Annotated in this window: 22 protein-coding genes; 9 read left to right on the forward strand and 13 right to left on the reverse strand. The window is 68.0% G+C overall.

All coding sequences use genetic code 11. The annotated features are described in order from the left end of the window. Positions 1 to 612: 612 nt before the first annotated feature. The gene (gene metK, locus AC1DER_RS12575; protein WP_441817123.1) at positions 613 to 1,836 is read right to left on the reverse strand and encodes a methionine adenosyltransferase; all 1,224 of its coding nucleotides are present in this window, start codon (positions 1,834 to 1,836) and stop codon (positions 613 to 615) included. Positions 1,837 to 2,051: 215 nt separating this feature from the next. Between metK and olsF the strand changes: the two genes are divergently transcribed. From olsF to AC1DER_RS12590, 3 genes are read left to right on the forward strand one after another with little or no spacing between them, the layout of a single operon-like run. Next, a complete protein-coding gene (gene olsF / locus AC1DER_RS12580; RefSeq protein ID WP_477245827.1) occupies positions 2,052 to 3,836 on the forward strand; it encodes a bifunctional ornithine lipid synthase OlsF in 1,785 nt (594 codons plus the stop codon). Beyond that, positions 3,833 to 4,657 carry a UDP-2,3-diacylglucosamine diphosphatase gene (locus AC1DER_RS12585; RefSeq protein WP_477245825.1) on the forward strand — a complete coding sequence of 275 codons (825 nt, stop codon included), beginning with the start codon at positions 3,833 to 3,835 and terminating at the stop codon, positions 4,655 to 4,657. Before olsF ends, AC1DER_RS12585 begins: the two co-directional genes overlap by 4 nt. Positions 4,658 to 4,704: 47 nt before the next feature. Continuing rightward, positions 4,705 to 5,787 (forward strand): metal-dependent hydrolase, encoded by a 1,083-nt coding sequence (locus AC1DER_RS12590; protein WP_477245823.1) that lies wholly within the window; start codon positions 4,705 to 4,707, stop codon positions 5,785 to 5,787. A gap of 134 nt (positions 5,788 to 5,921) precedes the next feature. Here AC1DER_RS12590 and AC1DER_RS12595 read toward each other — a convergent pair whose 3' ends face one another. The 9 genes from AC1DER_RS12595 to AC1DER_RS12635 form a co-directional block, all read right to left on the reverse strand. Then, positions 5,922 to 6,239 (reverse strand): hypothetical protein, encoded by a 318-nt coding sequence (locus AC1DER_RS12595; protein ID WP_441817127.1) that lies wholly within the window; start codon positions 6,237 to 6,239, stop codon positions 5,922 to 5,924. 254 nt (positions 6,240 to 6,493) lie between these two features. After that, positions 6,494 to 7,327 (reverse strand): class I SAM-dependent methyltransferase, encoded by an 834-nt coding sequence (locus AC1DER_RS12600; protein ID WP_477245821.1) that lies wholly within the window; start codon positions 7,325 to 7,327, stop codon positions 6,494 to 6,496. 27 nt (positions 7,328 to 7,354) lie between these two features. Then, positions 7,355 to 8,368: a tRNA dihydrouridine synthase DusB gene (gene dusB / locus AC1DER_RS12605; protein WP_477245819.1), complete on the reverse strand. Its 1,014-nt coding sequence runs from the start codon at positions 8,366 to 8,368 to the stop codon at positions 7,355 to 7,357. A gap of 25 nt (positions 8,369 to 8,393) precedes the next feature. Beyond that, entirely contained in the window at positions 8,394 to 9,479 is a 1,086-nt protein-coding gene (locus AC1DER_RS12610) for a PepSY-associated TM helix domain-containing protein (protein WP_477245817.1), read from the reverse strand. Next, positions 9,479 to 11,611 carry a TonB-dependent receptor gene (locus AC1DER_RS12615; protein ID WP_477245815.1) on the reverse strand — a complete coding sequence of 711 codons (2,133 nt, stop codon included), beginning with the start codon at positions 11,609 to 11,611 and terminating at the stop codon, positions 9,479 to 9,481. Before AC1DER_RS12615 ends, AC1DER_RS12610 begins: the two co-directional genes overlap by 1 nt. Before the next feature lie 98 nt (positions 11,612 to 11,709). Next, a complete protein-coding gene (locus tag AC1DER_RS12620; protein ID WP_477245813.1) occupies positions 11,710 to 12,684 on the reverse strand; it encodes a ribokinase in 975 nt (324 codons plus the stop codon). A gap of 4 nt (positions 12,685 to 12,688) precedes the next feature. Then, a complete protein-coding gene (locus tag AC1DER_RS12625) occupies positions 12,689 to 13,984 on the reverse strand; it encodes a NupC/NupG family nucleoside CNT transporter (RefSeq protein WP_441817133.1) in 1,296 nt (431 codons plus the stop codon). Positions 13,985 to 14,164: 180 nt separating this feature from the next. Continuing rightward, positions 14,165 to 15,301, reverse strand: a complete 1,137-nt coding sequence (locus tag AC1DER_RS12630) for a GGDEF domain-containing protein (protein ID WP_477245810.1) — start codon at positions 15,299 to 15,301, stop codon at positions 14,165 to 14,167. Between the two features lie 78 nt (positions 15,302 to 15,379). Then, positions 15,380 to 16,003, reverse strand: coding sequence for a TMEM165/GDT1 family protein (locus AC1DER_RS12635; RefSeq protein WP_477245808.1), 624 nt, complete (start codon positions 16,001 to 16,003; stop codon positions 15,380 to 15,382). A gap of 310 nt (positions 16,004 to 16,313) precedes the next feature. On the opposite strand from AC1DER_RS12635, the gene AC1DER_RS12640 reads away from it, so the two are divergent. The 4 genes from AC1DER_RS12640 (at position 16,314) to AC1DER_RS12655 (ending at position 21,217) form a co-directional block, all read left to right on the forward strand. Continuing rightward, positions 16,314 to 17,285 (forward strand): potassium channel beta subunit family protein, encoded by a 972-nt coding sequence (locus AC1DER_RS12640; RefSeq protein WP_477245806.1) that lies wholly within the window; start codon positions 16,314 to 16,316, stop codon positions 17,283 to 17,285. Positions 17,286 to 17,406: 121 nt separating this feature from the next. Further along, positions 17,407 to 17,634 carry a hemin uptake protein HemP gene (locus tag AC1DER_RS12645; RefSeq protein ID WP_477245804.1) on the forward strand — a complete coding sequence of 76 codons (228 nt, stop codon included), beginning with the start codon at positions 17,407 to 17,409 and terminating at the stop codon, positions 17,632 to 17,634. Positions 17,635 to 17,904: 270 nt separating this feature from the next. Beyond that, positions 17,905 to 20,214, forward strand: a complete 2,310-nt coding sequence (locus AC1DER_RS12650; RefSeq protein ID WP_477245802.1) for a TonB-dependent hemoglobin/transferrin/lactoferrin family receptor — start codon at positions 17,905 to 17,907, stop codon at positions 20,212 to 20,214. 100 nt (positions 20,215 to 20,314) lie between these two features. After that, positions 20,315 to 21,217 (forward strand): DUF6607 family protein, encoded by a 903-nt coding sequence (locus AC1DER_RS12655; RefSeq protein WP_477245900.1) that lies wholly within the window; start codon positions 20,315 to 20,317, stop codon positions 21,215 to 21,217. 44 nt (positions 21,218 to 21,261) lie between these two features. On the opposite strand, the gene AC1DER_RS12660 is transcribed toward AC1DER_RS12655, so the two are convergent. Genes AC1DER_RS12660 through AC1DER_RS12670 form a run of 3 tightly spaced genes read right to left on the reverse strand, consistent with a single transcriptional unit; the run spans position 21,262 to position 24,184 of the window. Further along, positions 21,262 to 22,545 carry a PDZ domain-containing protein gene (locus AC1DER_RS12660; RefSeq protein WP_477245800.1) on the reverse strand — a complete coding sequence of 428 codons (1,284 nt, stop codon included), beginning with the start codon at positions 22,543 to 22,545 and terminating at the stop codon, positions 21,262 to 21,264. A gap of 30 nt (positions 22,546 to 22,575) precedes the next feature. Then, the gene (locus tag AC1DER_RS12665; RefSeq protein ID WP_477358018.1) at positions 22,576 to 23,529 is read right to left on the reverse strand and encodes a hypothetical protein; all 954 of its coding nucleotides are present in this window, start codon (positions 23,527 to 23,529) and stop codon (positions 22,576 to 22,578) included. Beyond that, complete coding sequence (locus AC1DER_RS12670) at positions 23,522 to 24,184, reverse strand: RNA polymerase sigma factor (RefSeq protein WP_441817141.1); 663 nt, start codon at positions 24,182 to 24,184, stop codon at positions 23,522 to 23,524. Before AC1DER_RS12670 ends, AC1DER_RS12665 begins: the two co-directional genes overlap by 8 nt. Positions 24,185 to 24,295: 111 nt before the next feature. On the opposite strand from AC1DER_RS12670, the gene AC1DER_RS12675 reads away from it, so the two are divergent. Together AC1DER_RS12675 and AC1DER_RS12680 are read left to right on the forward strand one after the other, a co-directional pair. After that, positions 24,296 to 25,273 carry an SPFH domain-containing protein gene (locus AC1DER_RS12675; protein WP_477243541.1) on the forward strand — a complete coding sequence of 326 codons (978 nt, stop codon included), beginning with the start codon at positions 24,296 to 24,298 and terminating at the stop codon, positions 25,271 to 25,273. A 22-nt stretch (positions 25,274 to 25,295) separates the two neighbouring features. Continuing rightward, positions 25,296 to 25,730, forward strand: a complete 435-nt coding sequence (locus AC1DER_RS12680; RefSeq protein WP_441817143.1) for an NfeD family protein — start codon at positions 25,296 to 25,298, stop codon at positions 25,728 to 25,730. Positions 25,731 to 25,736 lie beyond the last annotated feature (6 nt).

The raw sequence follows: 25,736 nt of genomic DNA on the forward strand, positions 1-25,736 counted from the left end.
TCTGATGCGGGGCGCGGGACATCCATGTCCCGCTGCGGAGCAATCCCCTGCCCGCCGGACCACGCTCCAGCCCTTCATTGCCCGGTCTTCGTCCGAAAGCCGTCATGCGTTTACCCGTCATTCCCGCGAAGGCGGGAACCCATGGACGTTGCCTCTTCCCGTCATTCCCGCGAAGGCGGGAACCCAGTGTCTTTGTCTTTGCCCGTCATTCCCGCGAAGGCGGGAATCCATGGACGCAGCTAGGCCCGGCGCTCCGCCGGTGTTGAAACCACCTGGCCCTCGAGCGGGCGTCCGGGCCCGAGCTCACCGAGCAGCCGTGCGAATGAGTCGAGGGCACGGACACCGCCCTGTACCGCGCCAGCCCGAGTCCTAACGTTGCCGCCATGTCACGCGCACGTCGCAAGATCGCCGACACGCGAAGGCAATGAAGCGACAGAGGTATTGGGAAGGAGGGGGTGGGGTGTATTTCGCGAACAGTAAACGGAGCGAAGCGGAGGTTCGCGGAATGCACCCCACCTCCTCCCCCACTGACCACGCACGCAAAAAAAACGGGCCCAAAAGGCCCGTTCTCCTTCGAACCGCCCCCCTCCCGAAAGAGAGGGGCCAATCGACTTACTTCTTCAGGCCGGCATCCTTGCGCAGGTCGTCGGCCCGGTCCGTCTTCTCCCAGGAGAAAGCGGTCGCGGTGTGCTTCTTGCCGGCGCCGTCGACGTAGGTCACCTCGTGCGGCTTGCGGCCGAAGTGGCCGTAGGCAGCGGTTTCCTGGTAGACAGGGTGGATCAGGTCGAGCATCTTCACGATGCCGTACGGGCGCAGATCGAAGTGCTTGCGGATCAGCTTCTCGATCTTCTCGTCCGGAATCTTGCCGGTGCCGAAGGTGGTGACCGAGATCGAAGTCGGCTCGGCCACGCCGATGGCGTAGGAAACCTGCACTTCGCAACGATCGGCCAGGCCGGCGGCAACGATGTTCTTGGCGACGTAGCGAGCCGCGTAGGCAGCCGAACGATCGACCTTCGACGGATCCTTGCCCGAGAAGGCACCACCACCGTGACGGGCCATGCCGCCGTAGCTGTCGACGATGATCTTGCGACCGGTCAGGCCGCAATCGCCGACCGGGCCGCCGATCACGAAGATGCCGGTCGGATTGATGTGGATCTTGTTCTTCGGCAGCGACTCGAGCCACTTCTTCGGCAGCACCGGCTTGAGCACGTGCTCGTACACGCCCTCGACCAGGTCCTTCTGCTTGATGCCCGGGTCATGCTGCGTCGACAGGACGACCGCGTCGAGGCCAGCCACGTTGTGGTTGGCGTCGTAACGCAGGGTCACCTGCGACTTCGCATCCGGACGCAGCCACGGCAGCGGCGAATTCTTCTTCTTGCGGATCTTGGCCTGCTGCTCGACCAGGCGGTGCGAGTAGTAGATCGGCGCCGGCATGAACTCCGGGGCTTCATTGCAGGCGTAGCCGAACATCAGGCCCTGGTCGCCAGCGCCCTGTTCTTCCGGCTTCTTGCGGTCAACGCCGGCAGCGATGTCGGGCGACTGCTTGCCGAGCATGTTGATGATCGCGCAGGTGTGGCCGTCGAAGCCGACATCGGAATTGTTGTAGCCGATGTCGTTGATGACCTTGCGCGCGAGGGACTCGATGTCGACCCACGCGTTGGTGGTGACCTCGCCGGCGACGATCGCCGCGCCGGTCTTCACCATCGTCTCGCAGGCAACGCGGGCGCGCTTGTCCTGGGCCAGGATGGCGTCGAGGACGGCATCGGAGATCTGGTCGGCAATCTTGTCCGGGTGGCCTTCGGAGACGGATTCGGAGGTAAACAGGTAGCTGGACATCGAGGCTTTATCCCCGTATTCGGATGAAAGGATGGCCGCGCATGATACAGGCTTGGCCGGGTCGGCGCATTGTGCGTCATTCAGGTGTTGACTGAGGGTTAATTTCGCGGCCGCGGGCGCTGTCACCGGATTGACCCGAATCCGCCACGTTGTTGTCGCCGCGTCGCCGCAGGCTGCGCGGCGAGACGCCCCGTTGGGGTGGGACGTGACGCCCGATGCCGCTTGAGCGCCGCCTGCAAGAACGTTTCCCGCACTGGTTCGATGGCCGCCGGGCGTCGATCGCCCGCCCGCTGTTGCGCACGCTCGGGCGCTGGTCGCGGTTCGACCAGATCGAGGCTTTCCTCCAGGCCAACGGCCACCTGCGCGACTTCGATTTCGTCAGCGCCGGCCTCGATCACCTCCAGGTCCGCTACATGGCCGATCCGACCGAAGTGGCGCGCATTCCCGCCAGCGGCCGCCTGCTGGTGGTCGCCAACCATCCTTCCGGCGCGATCGATGCGCTGGCGCTGCTCGACCTGGTCGGGCGCGCGCGCCGTGATGTGAAGATCGTCGCCAATGACCTGCTGTCGGCGCTGGAGCCGCTGTCGGGCCTGCTGCTGCCGGTGCGCATCCTCGGCGGCCGGCCGAGCCCGCAGAGCCTGCAGGCGATCGACGACGCACTGCGGGCCGGGCAGTGCGTGATCGTGTTCCCCGCCGGCGAGGTCGCACGGCTGGGCCTGAAGGGTGTCACCGACGGACGCTGGCGGCGCGGCTTCCTGCGCTTCGCCCGCGCCAGCGGCGCGCCGGTGCTGCCGGTGCGGATCGAGGCCCGCAACTCGGCGCTGTTCTATGGTGCCTCGGCCCTGTTCAAGCCGGTCGGCACGGCATTGCTGGCGCGGGAAATGTTCGCCCGTCGCGCCCACCGCATCTCGATGCGGATCGGTACCTTGCTGAACCTGCCGGCCGACGGCGATCCGGAACGGCTGCTGCGCCAGGTCCGCCGCGAACTGTTCTCGCTCGGGGCCGGTCGCCGCCGCAGCGACATCGAGATGGCCACCGACATGGCCGTTTCCGGCCGCCCGGAACCGGTCATCGATGCCATCGCGCCGGACCTTGTGCAAGCCGGCGTCGAGACGCTCGCGCTGCTGGGCCGCACCCTCGACGGCAAGCAGATCCGCGCCGGGCGCCTGGCCGCGGGCTCGGCGCTGCTGCAGGAAATCGGGCGCCTGCGCGAGGTCACCTTCCGCGCGGTCGGCGAGGGCACCGGCCAGCGCCTCGATGTCGACCTCTACGACAGCTGGTACGAACACATCGTGCTGTGGGACGACCGGGCCACGCGCATCGCCGGCGCCTACCGCGTCGCCCGCGGCGCCAGCGTGCTTGCCGAGCGCGGGCTGGCCGGCCTCTACACCGCGTCGCTGTTCCGCTACGGCGACGATGCCATCCCGCGGATCGCCCAGGGCATGGAGCTGGGCCGCAGCTTCGTTGCCCCCCATTACTGGGGCGGCCGCAGCATCGACTACCTGTGGCAGGGTATAGGCGCGTACCTGGCCCGCCATCGCAACGTGCGCTATCTGTTCGGGCCGGTGTCGATCAGCGCCGCGCTGCCGGAACAGGCGCGCGAGCAGATCGTCGCCTACTACGCGCGCTATTTCGGCGCCGGCCAGGTCGATGCCGTGTCGAAGCAGCCGTTCGCCTACCGCGCCGCGCCGCCGCAGTTCGACGCGGTCGATGCCGCCACCGCTTTCCGCGTGCTCAAGGCCAACCTCGATGCACTCGGGGCCAGCCTGCCGATGCTCTACAAGCAGTACACCGACCTGTGCGAGCCGGGCGGTGCGCGATTCCTCGCGTTCGGCGTGGATCCGGCTTTCAGCGACGCGGTCGACGGCCTGATTGAGGTCGACCTGCAGCTGATGCGGCCGAAGAAGCGCGAGCGCTACCTCGACGGCCATGACCTGACACACCCCGCCCTCACGGGACGCGCCCTCACGGAACGCGCCCTCACGGAGCAGGGTGGATGACACAGCAACCGGCCGTGTTGCCTTTGCGCCGCCGCGCGGTCTTCGTGTCCGATGTCCATCTGGGTTCCAAACACTGCCATGCCGCCGAGTTCGCCGACTTCCTCGGCGGGTTGCGATGCGACAGGCTCTATCTGGTCGGCGACATTGTCGACCTGTGGTGGATGGCCCAGCGCCGGCCGAGCTGGGGCAGCGCCCACAACCGCGTCATCGAGGCCCTGCACGCGCTGCGCCGCGCGGGCACCGAGATCGTCTACGTGCCCGGCAACCACGATCGCCCGATCCGTCGCTTCTGCGGCCTGACCCTGCCGCGCATGACCGTGCGCCGGCGCGCGATCCATGTCACCGCCGATGGCCGCCGGCTGCTGGTCACGCACGGCGACGACTACGACGGCGTCACCCACTTCGGCGGACTGCAGGAGCAGTTCGGCGACTGGCTGTACTACCGCATCCTCACCGGCAACCAGTGGCTCAACCGGGTGCGCCGCCACTTCGGTCGGCGCTACTGGTCGCTGTCGGAGTTCCTCAAGCGCCAGAGCGGCGCGGCCGAGCGCTACATCGAGCGTTTCGTCCAGGCCGGGCTCGACGATGCGCGGCGCCGCGGCCTCGACGGGGTGATCTGCGGCCACATCCATCGCGCATCGCTGCTGGAACGCGATGGCCTGCTCTATGCCAACGACGGCGACTGGGTCGAGAGCCTGACCGCGCTGGCAGAGGATCCGGACGGCAGCTTCCGGCTGCTGTCGCACACCGGCGAGGCGCTGGCGCTGTGCGCACCCGTGCAGCCGATGCTGGCCGCGCCGGAGCAATCGCACGCCGCGTAGCGCAGGCGGACGCGCCAGGGTGAACGGCCCGCTGCTAGCATCGCGGCATGGACTCACTGACCCATGTCTTTCTCGGCGCCGCGATCGCGGCCGCCATCGTGCCGCCGCAACATCGTCGCGCCGCCATGCTGGCGGGCGCGGCGATGGGCTCATTGCCCGACCTGGATGTACTGCCGGTCAACCTGCTGACCAGCGACCCGATCGCGCGGATGACCTGGCATCGCAGTCTCAGCCACTCGCTGCTGGTGCTGCCCTTTGTCGCCTGGGCGATCTGGGCCGGGTTCCGCAGCCGCGGCGGTCGCGTCGCGCAGTCGCCGCGGCGCTGGTTCTGGGCGATCTTGCTGGCGGTGATCACACATCCACTGCTGGACGCATTCACCATCTACGGCACGCAGCTGCTGTGGCCGTTGCCGTTCAGGCCGGTGATGTGGTCGAGCGTGTTCATCATCGACCCGATGTACACGGTCTGGTTGCTGATCGCCTGCGTGATCGCATGGTGCTGGCGCGAAAGACGCTTCGTGCAGCCGGCGCTGCTCGCCGGTTTGACGCTCAGCACCCTGTATCTGGGGGCATCGCTGTGGGCCAAGCAGCAGGTCGAGCGCGAAGCCGAAAGCGCGCTGGCCGCCCACCACCTCGAAGACGCGCCGCGCTTCTCGGTGCCGATGCCGTTCAACGTCCTGCTCTGGCGCGTGGTGGCCATGACGCCGGAGGGGTTCGTCGAAGGCGAGCGTTCGCTGGTCGCCGATCGTGGGCCCATGCGCCTGCGCGAGTATCCATCCGACGTGCAGTCGCTCACCCAGGTCTTCGACTATCCCGGCGTGCAGCGCCTGAACTGGTTCAATCGCGGATTCATGAAGGCAGAGGAACGCGATGGCCGCCTGGTGCTGTCGGACCTGCGCATGGGCGCCGAGCCCGATTACAGCTTCCGTTTTGCGGTGGCGCGGCGCGAGGGCGATGCCTGGCGGGAAATGCCGCCCGAACAGCTGAAGTGGCCATGGCAGGCCAGCCGCAGGCTCGGCGCGATGTGGAAGCGGATCTGGAACACGCCCGCCGGCGAGACCGACGTTGTCGGCGCGGCGATGGCGCGGCCCTCAGTGAGGGCGCAGGCGGGCGCTACCGCAGGACACTGAACAAACCACCAGGGCCGCATGTTGCACACACGGCCCTTGAGTGGAAGTTGATGTCATGGGAGTCCACCTCGGGACTTGCCAGCCTCGACTTCCCGTTCGACCAGGGGATCGACCACGGGCTGCCTTGATTGGGACTAGAGAGCGTCCTTGTTCTCGCGCTTGACCTGAACAAGGTATTGGTGGCCCTGCTTGTCGGTGATGGCAACCGATTCGCCATTCATCAGCTGCTGGTACTTCACTTCACCAACGGCGTCGACGAACTTGTCGAGCGCGCGATCGTAGGTGTAGGGGTACTCGGCGAAAGCGGTACGGTTGCCGAGGACCATCTGGACCTTGCGTTCGCTCAGCCCGGTGATCTGCGACAGGTCACCGATGGGATCCTTGCTCTGCTCGGCCCAAGCAGGCATCGATGCCGCGAGTGCCAACGCGATGAACGCAATCTTGGCTTTCATGTGGTGCCTCCTGATCGGATCGATCCACCGGGGCGTTGCGGCGGGGTCCGCAGAAGGGGACACCCCGGCATGGCATAGAGTCGAGCAATGCGCTCGAGTTCGCATCGGCCATAGGGGCCTGTGACTTTCGACCTGCACCACTTGTCGCAATCACAACAGCAGCACAATCGTCACGCAACGTGTGTATGCATGCACAAATGCAGGCGGCAATGGTTTCATCCGTAATCGATGAATGCCGCATCAATGGACTCGCACTAGTAGACGATCGCGCGCGCCTGCACGAAGGCATAGAAGAACACCGCGTTGGGATCGTTCTGCACCTGGTGCAGCTCGCGACGCATGCCTTCGACCACGTCAGGCGTGACGCATCCGGCGGCGAGCAGCTGGTCGGCCGCCGACAGCAGCAGTTCCTCCCAGAACCCGATCATCGTCTTGCGCCGTGCCGGCTCGCGATTGTCGAAGTAGAACGTCTTGACCTCGGTGGCGACGTCGCGGAAGCCGCCGGCAAGCAGCAGGTTGCCGAGCTTGGCGCCGACGAAGGGATCGCCGCCGCTTTCGTACTGGAAATCGTTGAACGCCATCCAGTACCGCCAGACATTGGGCGAGTACGGATCAAGCAGGAAGGACGAGTTCATCACCTCGGTGATGTAGACCGGCGATCCGGGCGCGAGCACGCGTCGAACTTCATTGAGCACGCGCGCCGGCGAGGGCACGTGTTCGAGCACCCAGCACAGGAAGGCGGCATCGAAACTGCGCGGCTCGAACGGCAGGTTGGTGGCATCGGCCAGATTGAGGTCGTAGCGACCCTGCAGCCATGACATCGCACCAAGGTTGGTGCGGGCGGCGCCGAGCTGGGCGTCGTTGAGATCGACGCAGGTGACGTGCAGGTCGGGGAAGCGCCGCAACAGGATCTCGGTCTGCGCACCCACGCCACTGCCGACCTCGAGCAGCCGGCGCGCGCTGCTGTAGCCGATGTCGTGGAAGATCGTCGATTCGGCCAGCCGCGCCTGTTTCATCAGGCGCGCCTGCTCGGTCAGGGAAAACCCGTGCAGGTAAGGGAACTCGGTGGCGCTGGAAGACTCGCTCATGTGGCCTCCTTGGCGGGGCCCTCGCCGTCACGCGGCGGCCGGGAGCTCCGGGGCGACGCCCGCGATCAGGGCGTCGAAATAGTCGGCAGTCAGTTGCAACTGTGCCTGCGCCGATTCCGCGCGGTTGACCACCGCCCGGAACGCCACGTTCTCTGGCCGGTCCTTGGCATACCAGCCCAGGTGCTTGCGGGCGATGCGCACGCCTGAAACCTCACCGTAGAACGCGTGCAGGTGGTGCAGGTGGCCGACCAGCACGTCGCGCACTTCCTGCAGGTCCGGCTCGGGCAGCTGCTCGCCCGTGGCCAGATAGTGCGCGATCTCGCGGAATATCCACGGCCGGCCTTGCGCCGCGCGGCCCACGAGCACGGCATCGCAGCCGGTACGGGCGAGTACTTCGGCGGCCTTGTGCGGCGAATCGACGTCGCCGTTGGCGAACACCGGGATCGACAATGCCGCCTTCACTTCCGCGATCGTGTCGTACTCGGCGGTGCCGGTGTACTGCTGGTCGCGCGTGCGGCCGTGCACGGCCAGTGCGGCGATGCCGGCGCTCTGCGCGACCTTTGCGATCGCCAGCGCGTTGCGCTGGTCGGCGGCCCAGCCGGTGCGGATCTTCAGCGTCACCGGCACATCGACCGCCCTGACCACGGCGTCGAGGATGCGTGCGACCAGCGCCTCGTCGCGCATCAGTGCCGAGCCGGCCCAGGCATTGCAGACCTTCTTCGCCGGGCAGCCCATGTTGATGTCGATGATCTGCGCGCCATGGTCGACGTTGTAGCGCGCCGCATCGGCCATCACCTCCGGCACGGTGCCGGCGATCTGCACGCTGATCGGCGCCGGCTCGCCGTCGTGGTCCATGCGATGGCGCGACTTGGCGGTGTTCCAGAAGCGGGGATCGGAAGTGGTCATCTCCGACACGCACAGACCTGCGCCCAGGCGCTTGCTCAGCACCCGGAACGGTTTGTCGGTGACGCCGGCCATGGGCGCCAGGATGACCCTGGGCGCAATCTGGTAGGGGCCGATATGGAAGGACGTGTCCGCCATGGCGGGCATTGTACCGGTGGGGGTCTCAGCGATGCCCGCGCCGGCGCCGCCAGAAGAGAAAGCCGGTGACCAGCAGGAACATCGGCAACACGCCTGTCGCGGCCATTGCCCACTTCAGCACCGGTCCGCCGACCGCGCCCACATGCACGGGAAAGATCGCCTGGCTCATGCGCATGCCCAGCTGGTTGGCCGTGGCGTCCTGGACCTGCAGCACCCGCGTGCCGTCTGCGGCGACGGCAATGGTGCTGCGACCGACCGGATGCCATTCGCCATCGGCGCGCGCGCGGAACGACACCACTGCGTCGCCGTGCCTGGGCACCGAGACCCGGCTGAGGCGCGCACCCGGCAAGGCGGCGCGGGCCTCGCCGATGACCCGCGGCCAGTCGACAGGGCCGTCGCCCTTGAGCTTTGGCGGCTTGATCGACTGGCCGCCGAACACGCCCACCAGCACCGACTGGAATCCCTTGGAGTACACCATGCCGACGCCCGTGAGCGTCGCCAGAAGCAACAGCGGAAACAGCATCGCACCACCGCTGCGGTGCCAGCTCAGCCAGCGCCGCACCGGTGGGCCGGAACGCATCTTCAGGTGCGCCAGCCACTGCCCACGTCGCGGCCACCACAGATACAGCCCGGTCAGCACCAGGGCCAACGCGATCGATCCGACCACGCCCAGCACTTCCTCGCCGGTCTCGCCGCCGAGCAGCTTGGTGTGCCACGCGTGCAGCCACATCAGTACGTCGTCGTCTTCGCTGCGATAGAGCAGCAGGGCGCCATCTTCGGGAGCGAAATAGGCGCGATGACCGTCCTCGAAGAATCCCTGCCAGACCGGCAGGTCGTCCTGGGGAAGGTCGAGCGAGCGCAGGCCCTCGGGTTGCCAGCGTTCGATCAGGGCGGCCAGCACGCGCCCATCGGCGACCGCGGAATGCTGCGCCAGCTGCGGGTGCTGCAGGCGCAACAGATCGGTGTGGAAGACCAGCACGGTGCCGGTCAGCGCCACCAGCGCGAACACGGCACCGACGCTGAGGCCGACCCACAGGTGCAGCCACGACAGCACTGCCCGCAGGCGGCGCGAAGCCGGCCGGGGAGCGTGTCGTGGCGCGACGGCATTCATCAGAAGCGATTGGCCCAGCTCAGCGTGAGCACGCGGCCACGACCGGCGACGTAGGTGTCGTTGCGTGGCGTGCTCTGCGAATAGTAGGTGACGTACTGTTCGCCGAGGAGGTTCTCGATGCCGACGTTGATCTGGCCCAGCGGCAGCTGGAAGCGTGTCTGCAGGTCGACGGTGGTGTAGCCGTCGAACTGCGCCACCTGCACACCGCGCAGGTCGAATTGGCGATCGAGCGACTGGCTGGCCTGCAGGCGCGTGGCGATGCCCGGCGTCCAGTCCTGGTCCCAGAACGCGGTGACGCGGTCGGGGCTGACGTTGATGCCCGGCAGGTCGCTGTCGACGCGGTCGTCGCCATTGCTGTCGTAGCGGCCGTCGGCCTGCGCATAGCCCAGGCCGATGCGGGTCGACTCGCTGAACTGCCAGGCCACGTTGGCTTCGATGCCTTCAATCTCCGTCCGCTCGCGCACGACGTTGTAGCTCTGGCTGCCGGGATCAAAGGCAAGGCGCGAACCCAGGTCGGAATCGGACTGATAGATGGCCAGGTGGGCAAGCCAGCGACCGTCGTCGTAATCGACGCCGATCTCCTGGTTGTCGGCGATCACCGGCGACAGATCGACCAGGGTGTCGACGCGCTGGCCCGGTGCGCTGATGCCGCGCAGGACACGGCCGATGTCGGCGACGCTGTATCCCTCCGAATACGAGGCGTAGAGCTTCAGCGCGTCGGTCACTTCCCACACCGCGCCGAAGTTGGGCAGCACTTCGCTCGTCGTCGGCGAACCGCCTTCGACGAACTGGCCACCGTTGTTGGACGGAATGGTGGTGAAGTCGTCGACCTTGAGCTTGCCGCGCTCGTAGCGCAGGCCACCGCTGAGCATGACCCGGTCGGCCACCCACCACTCGGCCTGGACGAACGGCGACACCGATTCGTAGCTGGTCTTGGGCACCCAGTCGAGGCCGCTGACGACCAGTTCCTGGTGGGTGGTGTCACGCGCCAGGTCGAGGCCGGTGGTCACGCGCAGGCGCAGGCCGAACAGGTCGCCGCGCGACCAGCTGAACTTGCCGCCGAGCTTCTCCGAGACGTTCTGCGACTGGTCGAACCAGTGCAGGTCGCGGCCGTCGCCCCAGAAGTCGCCCCAGTCGGTGCCCCCGTAGAGCGCTTCGAAGTCGACCCAGTACAGCTGCGCCTGGAAGTAGCCGCCGGCCATCGCCTTGTCGGTGTAGTCGAGGTTGAGCGAGGTCGAGCGGTTGCGCGTGCCTTCGCCTTCCTTCTCGCCGCGGATCGAAGTCGCCAGCTGGCCGGTGGCGATATTGCCGTTGACCGTGGCGTAGTCGTTGTTGCCTTGCAGCTCGTAGTGATTGACGGTCAGCTGCAGGCGCTGTTCGTCGTTGAGGTTCCAGCCACCCTTGGCGAACAGGTTCCAGGACTGCGAGTCCATCAGGTCGCCCTGGACGTCGTTGACCGCGATGGCATCGCCGTCGCCGTCGTAGTACAGGCCTTCGCTCGCGTACGACGCGCCAGCAACGAGATCAAACGCACCGCTACGCGTGCCGAACACGTAGGAGGCGCGGTATCCGCTGCTGTCGCTCTCGTGCGGCAGCGCGCTGCTGGCGGCGACGTCGACGTCCTGGAAGCTTTCGCCGTCCTGGCGCGGCGCGCGTTTGGTGATGATGTTGATGATGCCGCCGGAAGCGCCAAGCCCCTGCAGCGCGTTGGCGCCGTGGATGACCTCGATGCGCTCGATCATCGCCGGGTCGATGGTGTGGCCGTCACGGCCGCCTTCGCGCAGCGGCGTCGATTGCGGCACGCCATCGACCAGGTACAGCGGCTTGCGCCCGCGCAACGTCTCGCCGCCGTTGGTGAGCTTCTGCCGCGAGGGCGAGAACGACGGAATCAGGTTGGCCAGCACCTGCGAGATGTCCTGGGTCAGCGCCAGCTGCTGTTGCAGCTGCTTCTGGTCGATCACGGTGATGGTGTTGGGCAGCGCGGCATCGGAATCGGGGATGCGGCTGGTGCTGGCAGAAACGGTGACGCGGTCGATGTCGACGGCGCTGTCGGCAGGGGCGTCGGCGGCGTGGGCGACAGGCGCAACAAGCGCAGCCAGCACGGCGCTGGCAAGGAGGTGGCGACGGAGCATGGGGGGAGGGGGGTCCGGACGGCGAATCAGCCCCGTATGGTAATGCGAACCATTCGCGTTTTACAGGGCTCCGGCGAATCGTGCCCGCAGCCGCCCCTTCAGGCGCCGAATCGTGCCTGCAGTTCTGCCTCGTGCGGCATCGCCGCCGCAGCCCCTTCGCGTTCGGTCGACAGACCGGCATAGCGATTGGCGAAGTGGACATGGTCGGCGAACGCGGCCTCGCCGCGGCGGGCCAGCGAGGCGGCGAGGGCGCCGTTCAAGGCGTCGCCCGCGCCGGTGGTGTCGACCGGCCGCACGCTGGCGGCGGCAACCCGGTAATGCATGCGTGCGTCGTTGCGCAGGTTCCGGCTTGCGTGCGAGACGAAGCAGCCGGCAGCACCGAGCGTGATCACCACGGTTCCATGCGGCAGCAGGCGCCGGCACAGTGCGTGCAGCGACTCGTCTTCCATTGCGGCGAGCTTGCCGGGATCGACCTGTTCGCCGAGGTGGCGACCGAGCTGCGCGCAGAATTCGGTTTCGTTCGGGGTGACCACGTCCGCCAGCGCCCACAACGACGCCGGTGCCTGCGCATCGGCCGGTGCGGGATTGAGCAGCGTCGGCACGCCCGCCGCGCGCGCCGCGACGAATGCCGCCTCGATCGCCGTCAGCGGCGATTCCAGCTGCGCCAGCACCACCTGCGCAGCGCCGATCGCGGCCGCCTGCTGCTCTACGAACTGCGCCGAAAGCTCGGCATTCGCGCCGGGCCCGATCACGATCGAATTGCGCCCCGAGGCATCGACGTAGATGCCGGCGGTGCCGGTCGGGGCATGGCTGGGCAGGTCGTGCAGGTCGATGTCGTCGGCCACGGCCAGCGCATGCGCCAGCTGGCCGCCGAGATCGTCGCCGAGCGCGCAGATGAAACTGGTCGCCGCGCCGGCGCGCGCGGCGGCAGTGGCCTGGTTGAAGCCCTTGCCGCCGGGACCGGTGCGGTAGTGCCCGCTGAGGGTCTCGCCCGGCCGCGGCAGCGTCGCCACCGTCCACACGTGATCGACGTTGAACGAGCCGACCACCACCACGCGCGCGCTGCCAGCCATGGGATCAGCTGAAATAGGTGAGCACGCCGGCGATGGTCGCGGTCATGAACGTCGCGATCGAGCCGCCGAGCACCGCGCGCAGGCCGAAGCGGGCCAGGTCCTGGCGCCGTTCCGGAGCGAGACCGCCGATGCCGCCGATCTGGATCGCGATCGAGCTGAAGTTGGCGAAGCCGCACAGCGCGTAGGTCGCGACCAGGCGGCCCTGTTCGCTGAGGGCAACGCCGGCGACCTTGCCGTTGACGATGTCGGCCAGCTGCAGGTAGGCGACGAATTCGTTGATCACCACTTTCTGCCCGATCAGGCTGCCGACGATCGGCGCATCCGACCACGGCACGCCGATGACCCAGGCCAGCGGTGCCAGCAGGTAGCCGAAGATCGCTGCCAGGTCGGTCGGCTTGCCGATCGCCGCGGCAATGCCGGTGACGTCGCCAAACCAGGTCAGCGGCCAGTTGATCAGCGCGATCAGGGCGATGAAGGCGAGCAGCATCGCGCCGATGTTCAGCGCCAGGCGCAGGCCGTCGCCGGCACCGGCGGCGGCCGCGTCGATGATGTTGGCGGTGGTCTTCTCGACTTCCATCTTGACCGTGCCGCGGGTCAGCGGCTCACCGGTCTCGGGCACCAGGATCTTGGCGATCACCAGCGTCGCCGGCGCGGCCATGATCGAAGCGGCGAGCAGGTGCTTGGCGTAGAACGCCTGCTGTTCCGGATCGCCACCGCCGAGCATGCCGACGTAGGCGGCGAGCACGCCGCCGGCGATGTGGGCCATGCCGCCGATCATCATCGTGATCAGCTCCGACTCGGTCATCTTCGGAATGTACGGGCGCACGGTCAGCGGCGCCTCGGTCTGGCCGATGAAGACGCTGGCGCAGACGCTGGTGGTCTCCGCGCCCGACACGCGCATCACCTTGGTGATCGCCCAGGCCATCGCCCGCACCACCGCCTGCATCACGCCCAGGTGGTAGAGCACGCCCATGAGGGCGGCGAAGAAGATGATCGTCGGCAGCACCTGGAAGGCGAAGATGAAGCCATACGTAGAAACGTCCATCAGGCTGCCGAAAATGAACTTCGAGCCTTCGCCGACGAAACTGAGCACTTTGACGAAGCCGTGGCCGATGGCGTCGAACGCCTCGCGCCCGCCCGGCATCAACAGCACCACCGCGGCAAAGGCGATCTGCAGCGACACGCCAGTGGCGACCAGCTTCCAGTCGACCCGGCGTCGGTTGGTGGAGAACAGCCAGGCGATGCCTACCAGTACCGACAGGCCAAACAGGCCAAATGCCACCCGCGCAATTGCTTCCACTCAGTTCTCCCCAGGCGACCGGCAGTCGGCAGCGCGTCGTTGTTGTTGTTGTAGGTCGGCCGCGACGGCGGCGGCGCGTAGTTTACCCCGCCGGCCGTCACACTCCGCTCTCTCCCCTTGTGAGAGGGGGACGGCCGCCGCGGGCGGCCAGGGAGAGGCGGCCAGGGAGCGGAGGGGCGGTCAGCCGTCCCTCGCCACCACCTTGTTCCGCCCCTGCAGCTTGGCCTGCTGCAGCCGGCTGTCGGCCCGGCGCAGCAGGCGCGACAGGTCCGAGCCCTCGTGCGGGAAGCCCGCCAGGCCGGCACTGAAGCTCAGCGGCATCGCGTCGGCGCCGCGCTCGGGCTCGAACGGGCGCTCGCCCAGGGCCCGGCGGATCGCATCCACCCGCTCCCAGGCCGTGCCGATCGGTTTGCGCAGCAGCAGCACGAATTCCTCGCCGCCGATCCGCACCAGCCATTCGCCCGGCTCGGCCAGCTCGCGCAGGACGGCGACGACGTGGCGCAGGGCGCGATCGCCGGCGTGGTGGCCGTGGGCGTCGTTGATGCGCTTGAAGTGGTCCAGGTCGATCAACGCCAGGGTCAGGCTGTCGCCGTCGTGGCGGACGCTGTCGAACAGGCGCGGCACCCGGTGCAGCAGCCAGGTGCGGTTGGGCAGCCGGGTCAGGCCGTCGGTGCCCGACAGCTCGACCAGGCGCTGCATGCGGTAGACCACCATCGCGGTGATCAGGGTGAACATCATCAGCAGCACCACGCGCTGGGCCTGGCTGCCCAGGGTCACCGAGCCGTAGTCGCTCGACAGCAGGTCCTCGGGCGAGGTCGCCATGGCGAACACCACCAGCACCAGCAGGCTGTACTCGGCAATGGCCAGCGCACCGGCAAACAGGGCGATGCGGCCATCGCTGCGCAGGGCGGTCAGCAGGATCGACAGGACATAGCCGCACCACACGATCAGGCTGTTCAGGCCGGCCGGCAGGTGGTTGGCCGCCAGGGCGGCCAGCACGAGCGTGGTGGCGGTGACATCGAACGCCGACGAGGCGAACGGCAGCCAGCGGAACAGGCGGCGGCGTCGCGCCAGCGTCAGCCACAGCTGGGCGAAGATGTTGACGACCAGCGCGCCGCCCAGGCCGATCATCGTTTCCTTGATGCCACCACCGCCCAGCGCATTGGCCAGCGGCAGCAACAGCAGCATGGCGGCGAGTGCGGCGCGCAGTCGCGCCACCAGCAGTTCGCCGCCGGCGCCGATCTCGAGCATGATTTCGTCGGGCCGCGCCAACAGCTTGGCGACGACCTCGCGGATCCTCCCGCCCGTCACGTGCACCGCCGCCCCCCTTGATGCCCGCGCCGAGCATAGCGCGGCGCGGGCGGGTTTACAGGGGGACGGACAAGGAGCCGGAAATTACCCCAGCCCGCGCACCGCGACCCACGCTGCCAGTGCCAGGAACACCACCGCCGCGACGATCCGCGCCGTCTTCAGCGGCAAGCGGTCGGCCAGTCGGCTGCCGAGCAGCACCACGGGCATGTTCGCCAGCAGCATGCCGGCCGTGGTGCCGGCGACGACTTCCCAGAACGGGTGGTACTTCGCCGCCAGCAGCACGGTCGCGACCTGGGTCTTGTCGCCGATCTCGGCCAGGAAGAAGGCGATGGTGGTGGCGACGAAGGCGCTGCGTGCCGGAAGCGCGCTGTCTTCCTCGTCGAGCTTGTCGGGCTTGAGCGTCCAGATCGCGACCGCGAGGAAGCTGATGGCCACCACCCAGCGCAGGACTTCAGGGCTCAGCCACTGCGCGACCAGGGTGCCGAACCAGGCCGCCAGCGCATGGTTGAGCAGCGTGGCGACCAGGATGCCGGCGACGATTGGCCAGGGCTTGCGGAAGCGCGCTGCCAGCAGCAGCGCCAGCAGTTGCGTCTTGTCGCCGATTTCGGCGAGCGCGACGGTGCCGGTCGAGACGGCAGCGGTCATCAGCGGGAAGTGATCCGGCGTGAGGTTATCCAGCGTGAGGTTATCCAGCGCGAAGAAGTTCATGGAGACTCCGGGGGTCGGGCTTCCGCGTGGACGCGAAAGGCAAACGCCACACGGCCCGACCCGGCATATGCCAGTTGCTCGCGCGACGCCTGCCTTCGGTCTTGCCCGTGGTCGCTCGCCGGCATGTCTGCCGGCTGGCTGCCGCTCCTGCGCCATGGCCGGTGGGCCAAGTGTGTTGACGCAGGTCCCCGCGGTTCGTGGTTGCACGACGCAGCGGGTGGGCTACTCCCCGGAGGAGGGAATGGCGCGCATTGTACAGGCCCGTGACGGCAGCTGGCTAAACTGAACGCCGAACTCCAGGAGTCTTCCCATGCAATACCGCCGCCTTGGTTCCTCCGGCCTGCAACTGTCGGCCCTGTCCTTCGGTGCCTGGCTCACCTTCGGCTCGCAGATCGGCCGCTCGACCGCGCGCGACCTGATCGCCGCCGCCTGGGACAACGGCATCAATTTCTTCGACAACGCCGAGACCTATGCCAACGGCGAGGCCGAGAAGGTCATGGGCGACGTGATTGCCGACCTGCGCCTGCCGCGCGACGGTTTCTGCGTGTCGAGCAAGGTCTTCTTCGGGTCCGCCGCCGAGCCGCGGCCGACCCAGAAGGGCCTGTCGCGCAAGCACGTGACCGACGCCTGCCACGCCGCGCTCAAGCGCCTTCGCGTGGACTACCTGGATCTTTTCTACTGCCACCGTCCCGATCCCGAGACGCCGATCGAGGAGACCGTGCGCGCGATGGACGCGCTGGTCGGGCAGGGCAAGGTCCTGTACTGGGGCACTTCGGAATGGACCGCGGCGCAGATCCGCGAGGCGCACAAGATCGCGCGCGCCCAGCACCTGACCGCGCCGACGATGGAGCAGCCGCAATACAACCTGCTGCACCGCGAGCGCGTCGAACTCGAATACGCGCCGCTGTTCGCGGAGTTCGGCCTGGGCACCACGATCTGGTCGCCGTTGGCCTCGGGCCTGCTCACCGGCAAGTACAACGCCGGCGTGCCGAACGAAGCCCGTCTCGGCCGGGAGGGTCTTGGCTGGCTGCAGCGCAGCGTGCTGGGCAACGAGGGCGATGGCCGGGTCGACCGTGCCCGCCGCTTCGTGGAGTTGGCCAGGGACCTGGGCGTCGCCCCGGCGCCGCTGGCGATTGCCTGGTGCCTGCGCAACCCGCACGTGTCGAGCGTGATCCTCGGCGCCAGCCGACCGGAGCAGCTGCTGCAGAACCTCGAGGCGCTGGAGCTGGTGGAGCGCCTGCAGGAAGGCGACTGGCAGCGGGTCGAGGCGGCCGTGGGTTGAGGCGGCAGTGGGTTGAGGCGGCAGTGGGTTGAGCAGGCGGGCCGAAGGGTGGCGACGGGGGTGTTGACGAAGTAATGAGAATCATTATCATTCAAGTCGCCAACCCGAACGAGCCACGAACATGTCTCTGCGCCAACCGCTGCTGCAGCTCAAGCCACGTTCCGACCGTCCCGCTCCGCCCATCGCCGCGGCGTTCGATGCGCTCAGCGCTTCGGGGCTGACCCTTGCCGCTTCGCTGGTCGAGAGCGACGACCTCCTTCGCGGCGGACGCGAAGTGCTGATCCGCCACGGCGACGAGGTCTATCGCCTGCGCCATACGCGCAACGACAAGCTGATCCTGACGAAGTGATCCTGACCAAGTGATCCTGACCAAGTGATCCTGACCAAGTGATCCTGACCAAGTGATCCTGACCAAGTAATTCCAGAAACCCACCGATCGGCGCGCCCGGGAACCCGGACGCGCCGATCGGCCGCGTTGCCGCCCTGGGGAGGGTGGCTGCGCGAAGGCGGACTGCCAGGGAGGCGGCCGCTCTCCATTCAACGTCTCTCTCCAAGGCCCGCAAGCTCGCCGGTTCGAACGGCTGCCAGCAACGCCTCGACATTCACTTCGAGCCTGCTCATGCATCCCGTTCCCAGCACCCTCGCCGTTGCCCTGATGCTGGCGCTGCCAGCCCATGCCCGTGCCGCCGACAGCGCCGCCGCCGATTCGGAAGCCCTGACGGGCGCCGCTGCCGCCGCAGGCGCCACCAACGAGTTCGACCGCATCGTCGTCACCGCGACCCGAACCGAGCGCGCGCTCGACGACGTTCCGTCGGTGGTCACCGCCATCGACCGCGAGCAGATGGACCGCGAACTGGTCCGCAACATCAAGGACCTGTTCCGCTACGAGCCGGGCATCACCGTCACCACCGGCACCGGCCGCTTCGGCCTGGGCGACATCCGCATCCGCGGACTGGGCGGCAATCGCGTGCGCATCGAGACCGACGGCATCGCCGTGCCGGATGCGTTCTCGATCGGCTCGTTCTCCACCGCCAACCGCAACTTCGTCGACCTCGACACGCTCAAGCGCGTCGAAGTCGTACGCGGCCCGGGGAGCGCCCTGTATGGCTCCGATGCACTGGGCGGCGTGGTCGCCTTCCAGACCAAGGATCCCTCCGACTATCTGGAGGCGGGCGGGCTGGAGGATGGCACGGACGCCTACTTCGGTTTCAAGCTTGGCTACGAGGGCGCGGACAACGGCCTGTTCGGCGCCGCCACCGCCGCCTTCGGTGGCGATCGCTGGTCCGGCCTGGTCTCGCTCAACCACCACCAGGGCCAGGAAACGGAAAACATGGGCGAGGACCGCAGCAGCGGTCCCAACCGCACCGCCGCCAATCCGCAGGACTACGACGGCCGCAGCCTGCTGACCAAACTGGTCTACGCGCCCAGCGAAAACCAGCGCTTCAAGCTCACCGTCGAAGGCAACGAGGACCAGGTCGACACCGACGTGCTGACCGCGCGCGTGCTGGCCGCCCTGCCGCCCGGCGCGCCGCCGACCACGCCGCGCACGCGCACCACTGCGCTGCTTGGCGACGACCGGCAGACCCGCGCCCGCGTCTCGTTCGCGCACGAGGTCGACCAGATCGATTCGGTCCTCGTCGATTCGCTGCAGTGGCAGGTCTACCGCCAGGACAGCGAGACCACGCAGTACACCAACGAACTGCGCGAGACCCTCAGCGACGGCCGCGTGATCAACCCGACCCGGCGCGAGCGCGAGTTCAACTTCGACCAGCGCCTGCTCGGCGCCGAGGCCGTGCTGCACAAGGACGTCGTCACCGGCAGCGTCGACCACGCCCTGACCTACGGATTCGAATACGCCTACACCGACTTCAAGCAGAAGCGCGATGGCCGCTCGACCAACCTGACCACCGGTGCGGTGACGAGCACGATCCTCCCCGACGTGTTCCCGGTCCGCGACTTCCCGACCAGCGCCACGACCTCGGCCGCGCTCTACGTGCAGGACGAGATCTCGTTTGCCGATGGCGCCTTCCGCCTGATCCCGGCCGTGCGCGTTGACCACTACAAGCTCGACTCCAGGAGCGACGCGATCTACGAAGGCGACAACCCGGGCCTGCCGATCGTCGACATGACCGAAACCAGTGTCTCGCCCAAGCTCGGCGCGGTCTGGCACTTCACCCGGGACTGGTCGCTGTTTGGTGGTTACCAGCACGGCTTCCGCGCGCCGCCGTACAACGACGTCAACCTGGGCTTCACCAACTTCCAGTTCGGCTACACCGCGATTCCCAACCCTGACCTCAAGCCGGAAACCAGCGATGGCGTCGAGCTCGGCGTGCGCTTCTCCAATCAAGCCGTGTATGCCGAGTTCACCACCTACCACAACCGCTACGACGACTTCATCGAGTCGCTGCGCGACATCGGTTTCAACGAACAGGGACTGACGGTCTTCCAGTCGCAGAACATCGCCAACGCCGAGATCTACGGCGCCGAGGCCCGGGCCGGCATCGACCTGGGGGCACTGTCGGAAGCCATGGCAGGCTGGTCGCTGCGCGGATCGGCGGCATGGTCGAAGGGCGAGGACCGCGACACCGGCACGCCATTGGAGTCGATCGATCCGCTGCGCGCGTCGCTGGGCGTGGCCTACGACCGCGAAACCTGGGGCGTGGAACTCGCCGGCCGCTTCGCCGGCCGCGACGACGAGTTGCCGGTGGCCGGCCGCTTCGAGACGCCGGGCTACGGCGTGTTCGACCTGCTCGGCCACTGGACCTTTGCACCCGGTGCGGAGTTCAACGCCGGCGTGTTCAACCTGGCCGACCGCAAGTACTGGGAGGCCGGCACGATCGCCAGCCAGCAGCCGGCGACCAGCACCGTGCTCGACCGCTACACCAGCCCCGGTCGCAACGTCGGCGTCAGCCTGAGCGTGAGCTGGTGATGCAGCTCGCCCACGAAGCACCTCCTTTCAACGTCACCAAGAGCCAGCCATGAACATGCGCCCGCATCTGCTCCTGCTTTCCCTGCTTGCCGCCGTGCCGATGCACGCCATCGCCGCGCCGTCCGCTGCGTCGTCCACCCCCGACCCGGCGCGCGACCACGACTCGATCCTGGCGATGAAGGGCGAATACATCGTCGACTTCGCCTTCGACGAGACCGTGCTGCTGCAGCCGGGCTACGAACGCCATCCGGCGATGCGCAGCGGCGGCAACGAGGTGGTGATCGTTGTCGAGGACACGCCGACCCGGATAGTCCTGCAGCACATCCTGGTCGACGAGAAGAGCGGCCACGTCACCAAGCACTGGCGCCAGGACTGGACCTACGAAGCGGCCACGCGCTTCGAGTTCAGCGCCGACCAGACCTGGCAGGTGCGGCCGATCGCGGCCGGACTGACCCGCAGCGCCTGGACCCAGTGCGTGTACGAAGTCAGTGACGCACCGCGTTACTGCGGCACCGGTGCGTGGACCTACGACAACAACGTCGCCACCTGGACGAGCGACCTGAGCTGGCGTCCGCTGCCGCGTCGCGAGTACACCAAGCGCAGCGACTACAACGCCATCAGCGCGATCAACCGCCACACCTTGACGCCGAGCGGCTGGACCCACGAGCAGTTCAATACCAAGGTGCTGCGCAAGCCCGATGGCAGCCAGGTCGAGCTGGCCCGCGAATTCGGCTTCAACGATTACCAGAAGACCACCGAGGTCGACTTCAAGCCGGCCTACAAGTACTGGGACGCGACCAACGGCTACTGGGCGCGGGTGCGCGCGCGCTGGGACGGCTTCCTCGGCAAGGCGCCGGGCCTGCACCTGAAGACGAAGATCGACGGCATGGCGATGATCATGCCGCTGTTCGAGCAGGCCTCGCAGCTGGAGGAGGGTAGGAAGGTCAGCGACGCGAAGATCGACGCGGTCTTCAAGAAGTGGGTCGAGCCGGCTCCACGTTGATGCGGTAAAGAGACGGCGCCCCGGGGCGCCGTCTCTTTATATGGTCAAAGCAGAACCGAGAACGTTGGCGGTTCCGGCGGCGCTGGCGCAGCCGGAGGTGCGGGCGGCGCCGGCATCTCCAGGGCCTGCGGCGGCGCCGGCGGTGCCGGAGGCGCGGGAAGGTTCGATGGCGCCTTCTGCGGTGCCGGCGCTGCAGGCGGTGCGAGCAGTGCGGGTGGTGCCGGTGGTGCGGGCGGTGCGGGGGGTGCAGGCGGCACTGGCGGCAGGCGCAGCATTGCGGTCTTTGGCACGGTGATCTGGGCGGTCGCGCTCTTGCGGTCGCGCAGGTAGGTCACGCCGACCTTGCTGTCGGCCGGCTTGTCGCGCAATGCCATCATCGCTTCACGCGGCGATTTCACTTCCTTGCCATCGATGCGCTGGATGACGTCGCCCGCCTGCAGGCCGGCCAACTCCGCGCCGGTGCTGAGCACAAGCACGCCGCGGTCGGTGCCGAAGTAACGGCCGAGCTGGCCGTCGATGGTGGCCAGGTTCAGGCCGCTCCAGCGGAAGGTCTCGGAGAGCAGCGGCAGGCGGCAGTCGCCGTCCTTGCAGTCGCCCATCGGGCCCATCCGCACAATCTCGGTACGCACTTCCGGCGAGACCAGCGGCAACGGCATCGGCCGCGGATGCCCGCCTTTGCCATCGGGCGTCCACATCAGCTGGCCATTCATTGCTTCGCCGCGGCCGGCGAACACGGCGCCGTTGTCGTCGCTCATCATCCAGAAGCGATCACCGATCTGCGGCGTGACCTTTGCCGATGCCGCCTTGCCCTCGCGCAGGTAGCCCAGCGTGACCGCCGACTCCGTATCCAGATCGCCCAGCTGGGCGCGAGCGGACGTCAATCGCTGCTCGCTGTCCTTGCCCGCCAGCGGCTTGCCGTTGATGGTGGTGAGCAGGTCGCCGCTGCGCAGGCCGGCCTTGGCCGCTGCGCTGTCGGGTGTCACCGCCGCGATGCGCACGCCGGCCTTCTCCTCTGGCGCCAGTACCACGCCAATCACCGGGCGCTGCTCGAAGCGACGTTCGAAAAGCATCTGCCGGGTGATGTCGCTCTCGCCGGAGAGTTCGGCCACGCGCTTGGCGGCGGCACTGAGCTGTTCGCGCGCGGCGGCCAGTTCACGGGCCTTCTGCGCGTCGGTGGCGGTGCTGGTGGTTGCCGTCTGCGCGGTGGCGACGAAGGTGAGCAGCAGGCCGACAGAGGCTGCCAGCAAGGCGGGTTTCAACAATGCCTTCCCGCGCGCGGCGGGCGTGCGCTTGCCGGACCTGGGTGTTGCGGAGTGGATCGACGTCATGGCGGAGGGTCCTGCAGTGGAAGGGAAAGATCAGTCGACGTTGACCAGGGCGCCGTCGTAGCGCTCGCCGTGGGTAACGAGCCAGCGTTGGGTGGTTTCTATGCCGGCCAGCTCGCGCATGGCAGCGACGCGTTGACGCCACAGTTCAGCGCGGTCGCCGTCGGCAAGGCCGGGTTGCGACAGCGACGCATCGATGCGGCCGATGCGTGCGTCCAGTTCGACACCAACGGCGGCGCCGCTGGCCGAGGAAACACGCTCGTCGCGGGCGAGTGCGACGATGGCTTCCAGCTGCGCCGATTCGGCCTGCAGCGACTGGATCGCCAGGGCGCGGTCGGCGAGCGCGGCTGCCGACGAATCCGTCGTCGTCGCGGCCGACGCAGAGGCCTGCTTCGGCAAGCCAGTTGCCGGCGCGGCGTCGGCGACGCGGGTGCCGTTGTCGCCGCGCGCACGCAGCGGCGACGCCACCGGTGCCGGCGCCGGCTTGCGCGTCGGCGTGCCGACCGGCTTGCGCCGCGCCACGACGCGATCGGCTGGTGCGGTCGATGCGACGACCGCAGCGGGCGCGGAACCAGAAGTACTCGCAGGCGGCGTGTGCTCGTTCGGCGCCGGTGTTGCAGCAGCAGCGGGCGGTGACGGCGATGGCGAAACCACCTGTGCAGCGGTGTTGGCGACGCGCGCCGGGTCGTCCTGCACCGGCGCCTGGCCTCGATGCAGCAGCGGCAGCAGGGCCAGTGCCGAGACCGCGGCGGCGCTGGCCAGCAGCAGCGGCCAGCGAGCGCGCCGATGCGATGCCGCTCCCGCCTTCGGGTGCTGCGTCGAGCGCTGCGTCGAGCCGGCCAAGGTTGCGTCGAGCGCGCGCGTCAAACGCTGCCAGCCGTCGTTGCCCGGCGATTCCATCGGCAGGGCGGCAAATGCTTCGTTCCAGTCGCCGGGTGCCTGGCGCGCGCTGGTCTGGAGCTCGCGGTTGTTGTTGGTATCAGGCACGTGCCTTCTCCTGATTCATGCCAGTCTGATTGGGATCGAGCAGCTCGCGCAGGCGGCGGCCGCCGCGCGCCAGCTGCGATTTGGAGAAGCTCGGCGTGCGCTGCATCAGCGCGGCGATCTCCTCGTGGGTGTAGCCCTCGGCGTGGTAGAGCCAGAGCACGCTGCGGGTGGTGGTGGGCAACTGGGCCAGGGCGCGACCCAGGGCGGCGGCGTCGGCGGCCGCGGTTGGCAGCGGACCCGGATCCATCACCAGATCGTCACCGTCGAGCGGCACGTCGTGCGCGTGCCGGCGCTGGCTGCGCAGGCGCATCAGCGCCTCGTTCACCGCGATCTGGCGCAGCCAGCCCCAGAACGGACTGCCGTTGCCGCGGAACTCGCCGAGCTTGCCGTAGACCTTGAGCATGGTTTCCTGCAGCACTTCGGCTGCCTCGTCGCGGTCGCCCGCATACGCGCCGCCGAGGATGCGCAGCGCCAGGTTGAACACCGGGCGCTCGAACCAGCGGTAGATCTGCTCGAACGCCGACCGGTCGCCAGCCCGCGCCCGCGCCAGCACCGCGTCGGGCACGTCGATGGCGAAACTGCTGCGCGGGGCGCTCGTCGCCGAGGACGCAGGGGCGGTGGCGACCGCGCTGGCAGGGATGGGGTTCAGTGGCATGTCACTGGTCTGGATGCGGCGACCGGCCAAACCGTCGCAGGCGGCCGGGCGGTTGACCTCGGGGTTCGGGCACTGGGCCTATACTCGGCCCATAGACAGGGAGGGGAAAGCATGGGATCGATTCTGGCCTTGGTGCTGTTGCTGGCAGGCGTGGTGGTGCTGTTCAAGACCGTGCGGATGGTGCCGCAGGGATACGAATGGACGGTGGAGCGCTTCGGCAAGTACACCCACACCATGGACCCCGGCCTGCACTTCCTGATCCCGATCGTCTACGGCGTCGGCCGCAAGATAAACATGATGGAACAGGTGATGGACGTCCCCAGCCAGGACGTGATCACCAAGGACAACGCGGTCGTGAAGGTCGACGGCGTGGTCTATTTCCAGGTGCTCGACGCCGCCAAGGCCGCCTATGAAGTGGCGACCCTGGAGATCGCCATCCTCAACCTGGTGATGACCAACATCCGCACCGCGATCGGTTCGATGGACCTGGACGAGTCGCTGTCCAAGCGCGACGAGATCAACACCAAGGTGCTGGTCGCGGTGGATGCGGCAACCCATCCGTGGGGACTGAAGGTCAACCGCATCGAGCTCAAGGACATCCAGCCGCCGCGCGACCTGGTCGACTCGATGGCGCGGCAGATGAAGGCCGAGCGCGAGAAGCGCGCCAACATCCTCGAGGCAGAAGGCTTCCGCCAGGCGGCGATCCTCAAGGCCGAGGGCGAGAAGCAGTCGGTGATCCTCGAGGCCGAGGGCAACAAGGAAGCGGCATTCCGTGAAGCCGAGGCGCGCGAGCGCCTGGCCCAGGCCGAAGCCAAGGCGACCGAGATGGTGTCGACCGCGATCGCGCAGGGCAACGTGCAGGCGATCAACTACTTCGTCGCGCAGAAATACATCGAAGCGTTCAAGGCGCTGGCCGAAGCGCCGAACCAGAAGTTCGTGATGATGCCGATGGAGTCGGCCGGCGTGATCGGCTCGCTGGCCGGCATCGCCGAGCTGGCCAAGGAAGCCCTCGGCCGTCAGCAGGATCGTTCGCAAGATCGCCAACCGGTGCGCCCGCCGGTGGCGCCGCCGCCGCGCGCCGGAGGTTGATCGCATGGAGTGGGGGATTCCCATGAATTGGCACGTGGTGGCCTGGGCTGTGGTGGCGCTGCTGCTGTTTGCCGCCGAGGCGCTGGCGCCGGGCGCTTTCATGTTGTGGCTGGGCCTGGCCGCGACCGTCGTGTTCGCGATGGTGCTGCTGGTGCCGGACATGCCGGTGCTGGCCCAGGTGGCGGCGTTCGTCGTGCTCAGCTTCGCCTCGATCCAGGTCTACCGTGCCTGGTTCCGCGGCCGCGAGCCGGGCAGCGACCAGCCCAACCTCAACCGCCGCGCGGAAACGCTGGTGGGCCGCGTCGTGCCGCTCGAGCAGGGCATCGTCAACGGCCACGGCCGTGTGCAGATTGCCGACGCCTTCTGGGAAGTGACCGGCCCCGACCTGCCGGCCGGCGCCGCCGTCCGCATCGTCGCCAGCCGTGGCATGAGCCTGCAGGTCGAGCCTGCGGGCTGAGCGACG

It is taken from the genome of Lysobacter sp. 05T417, from assembly GCF_056396405.1.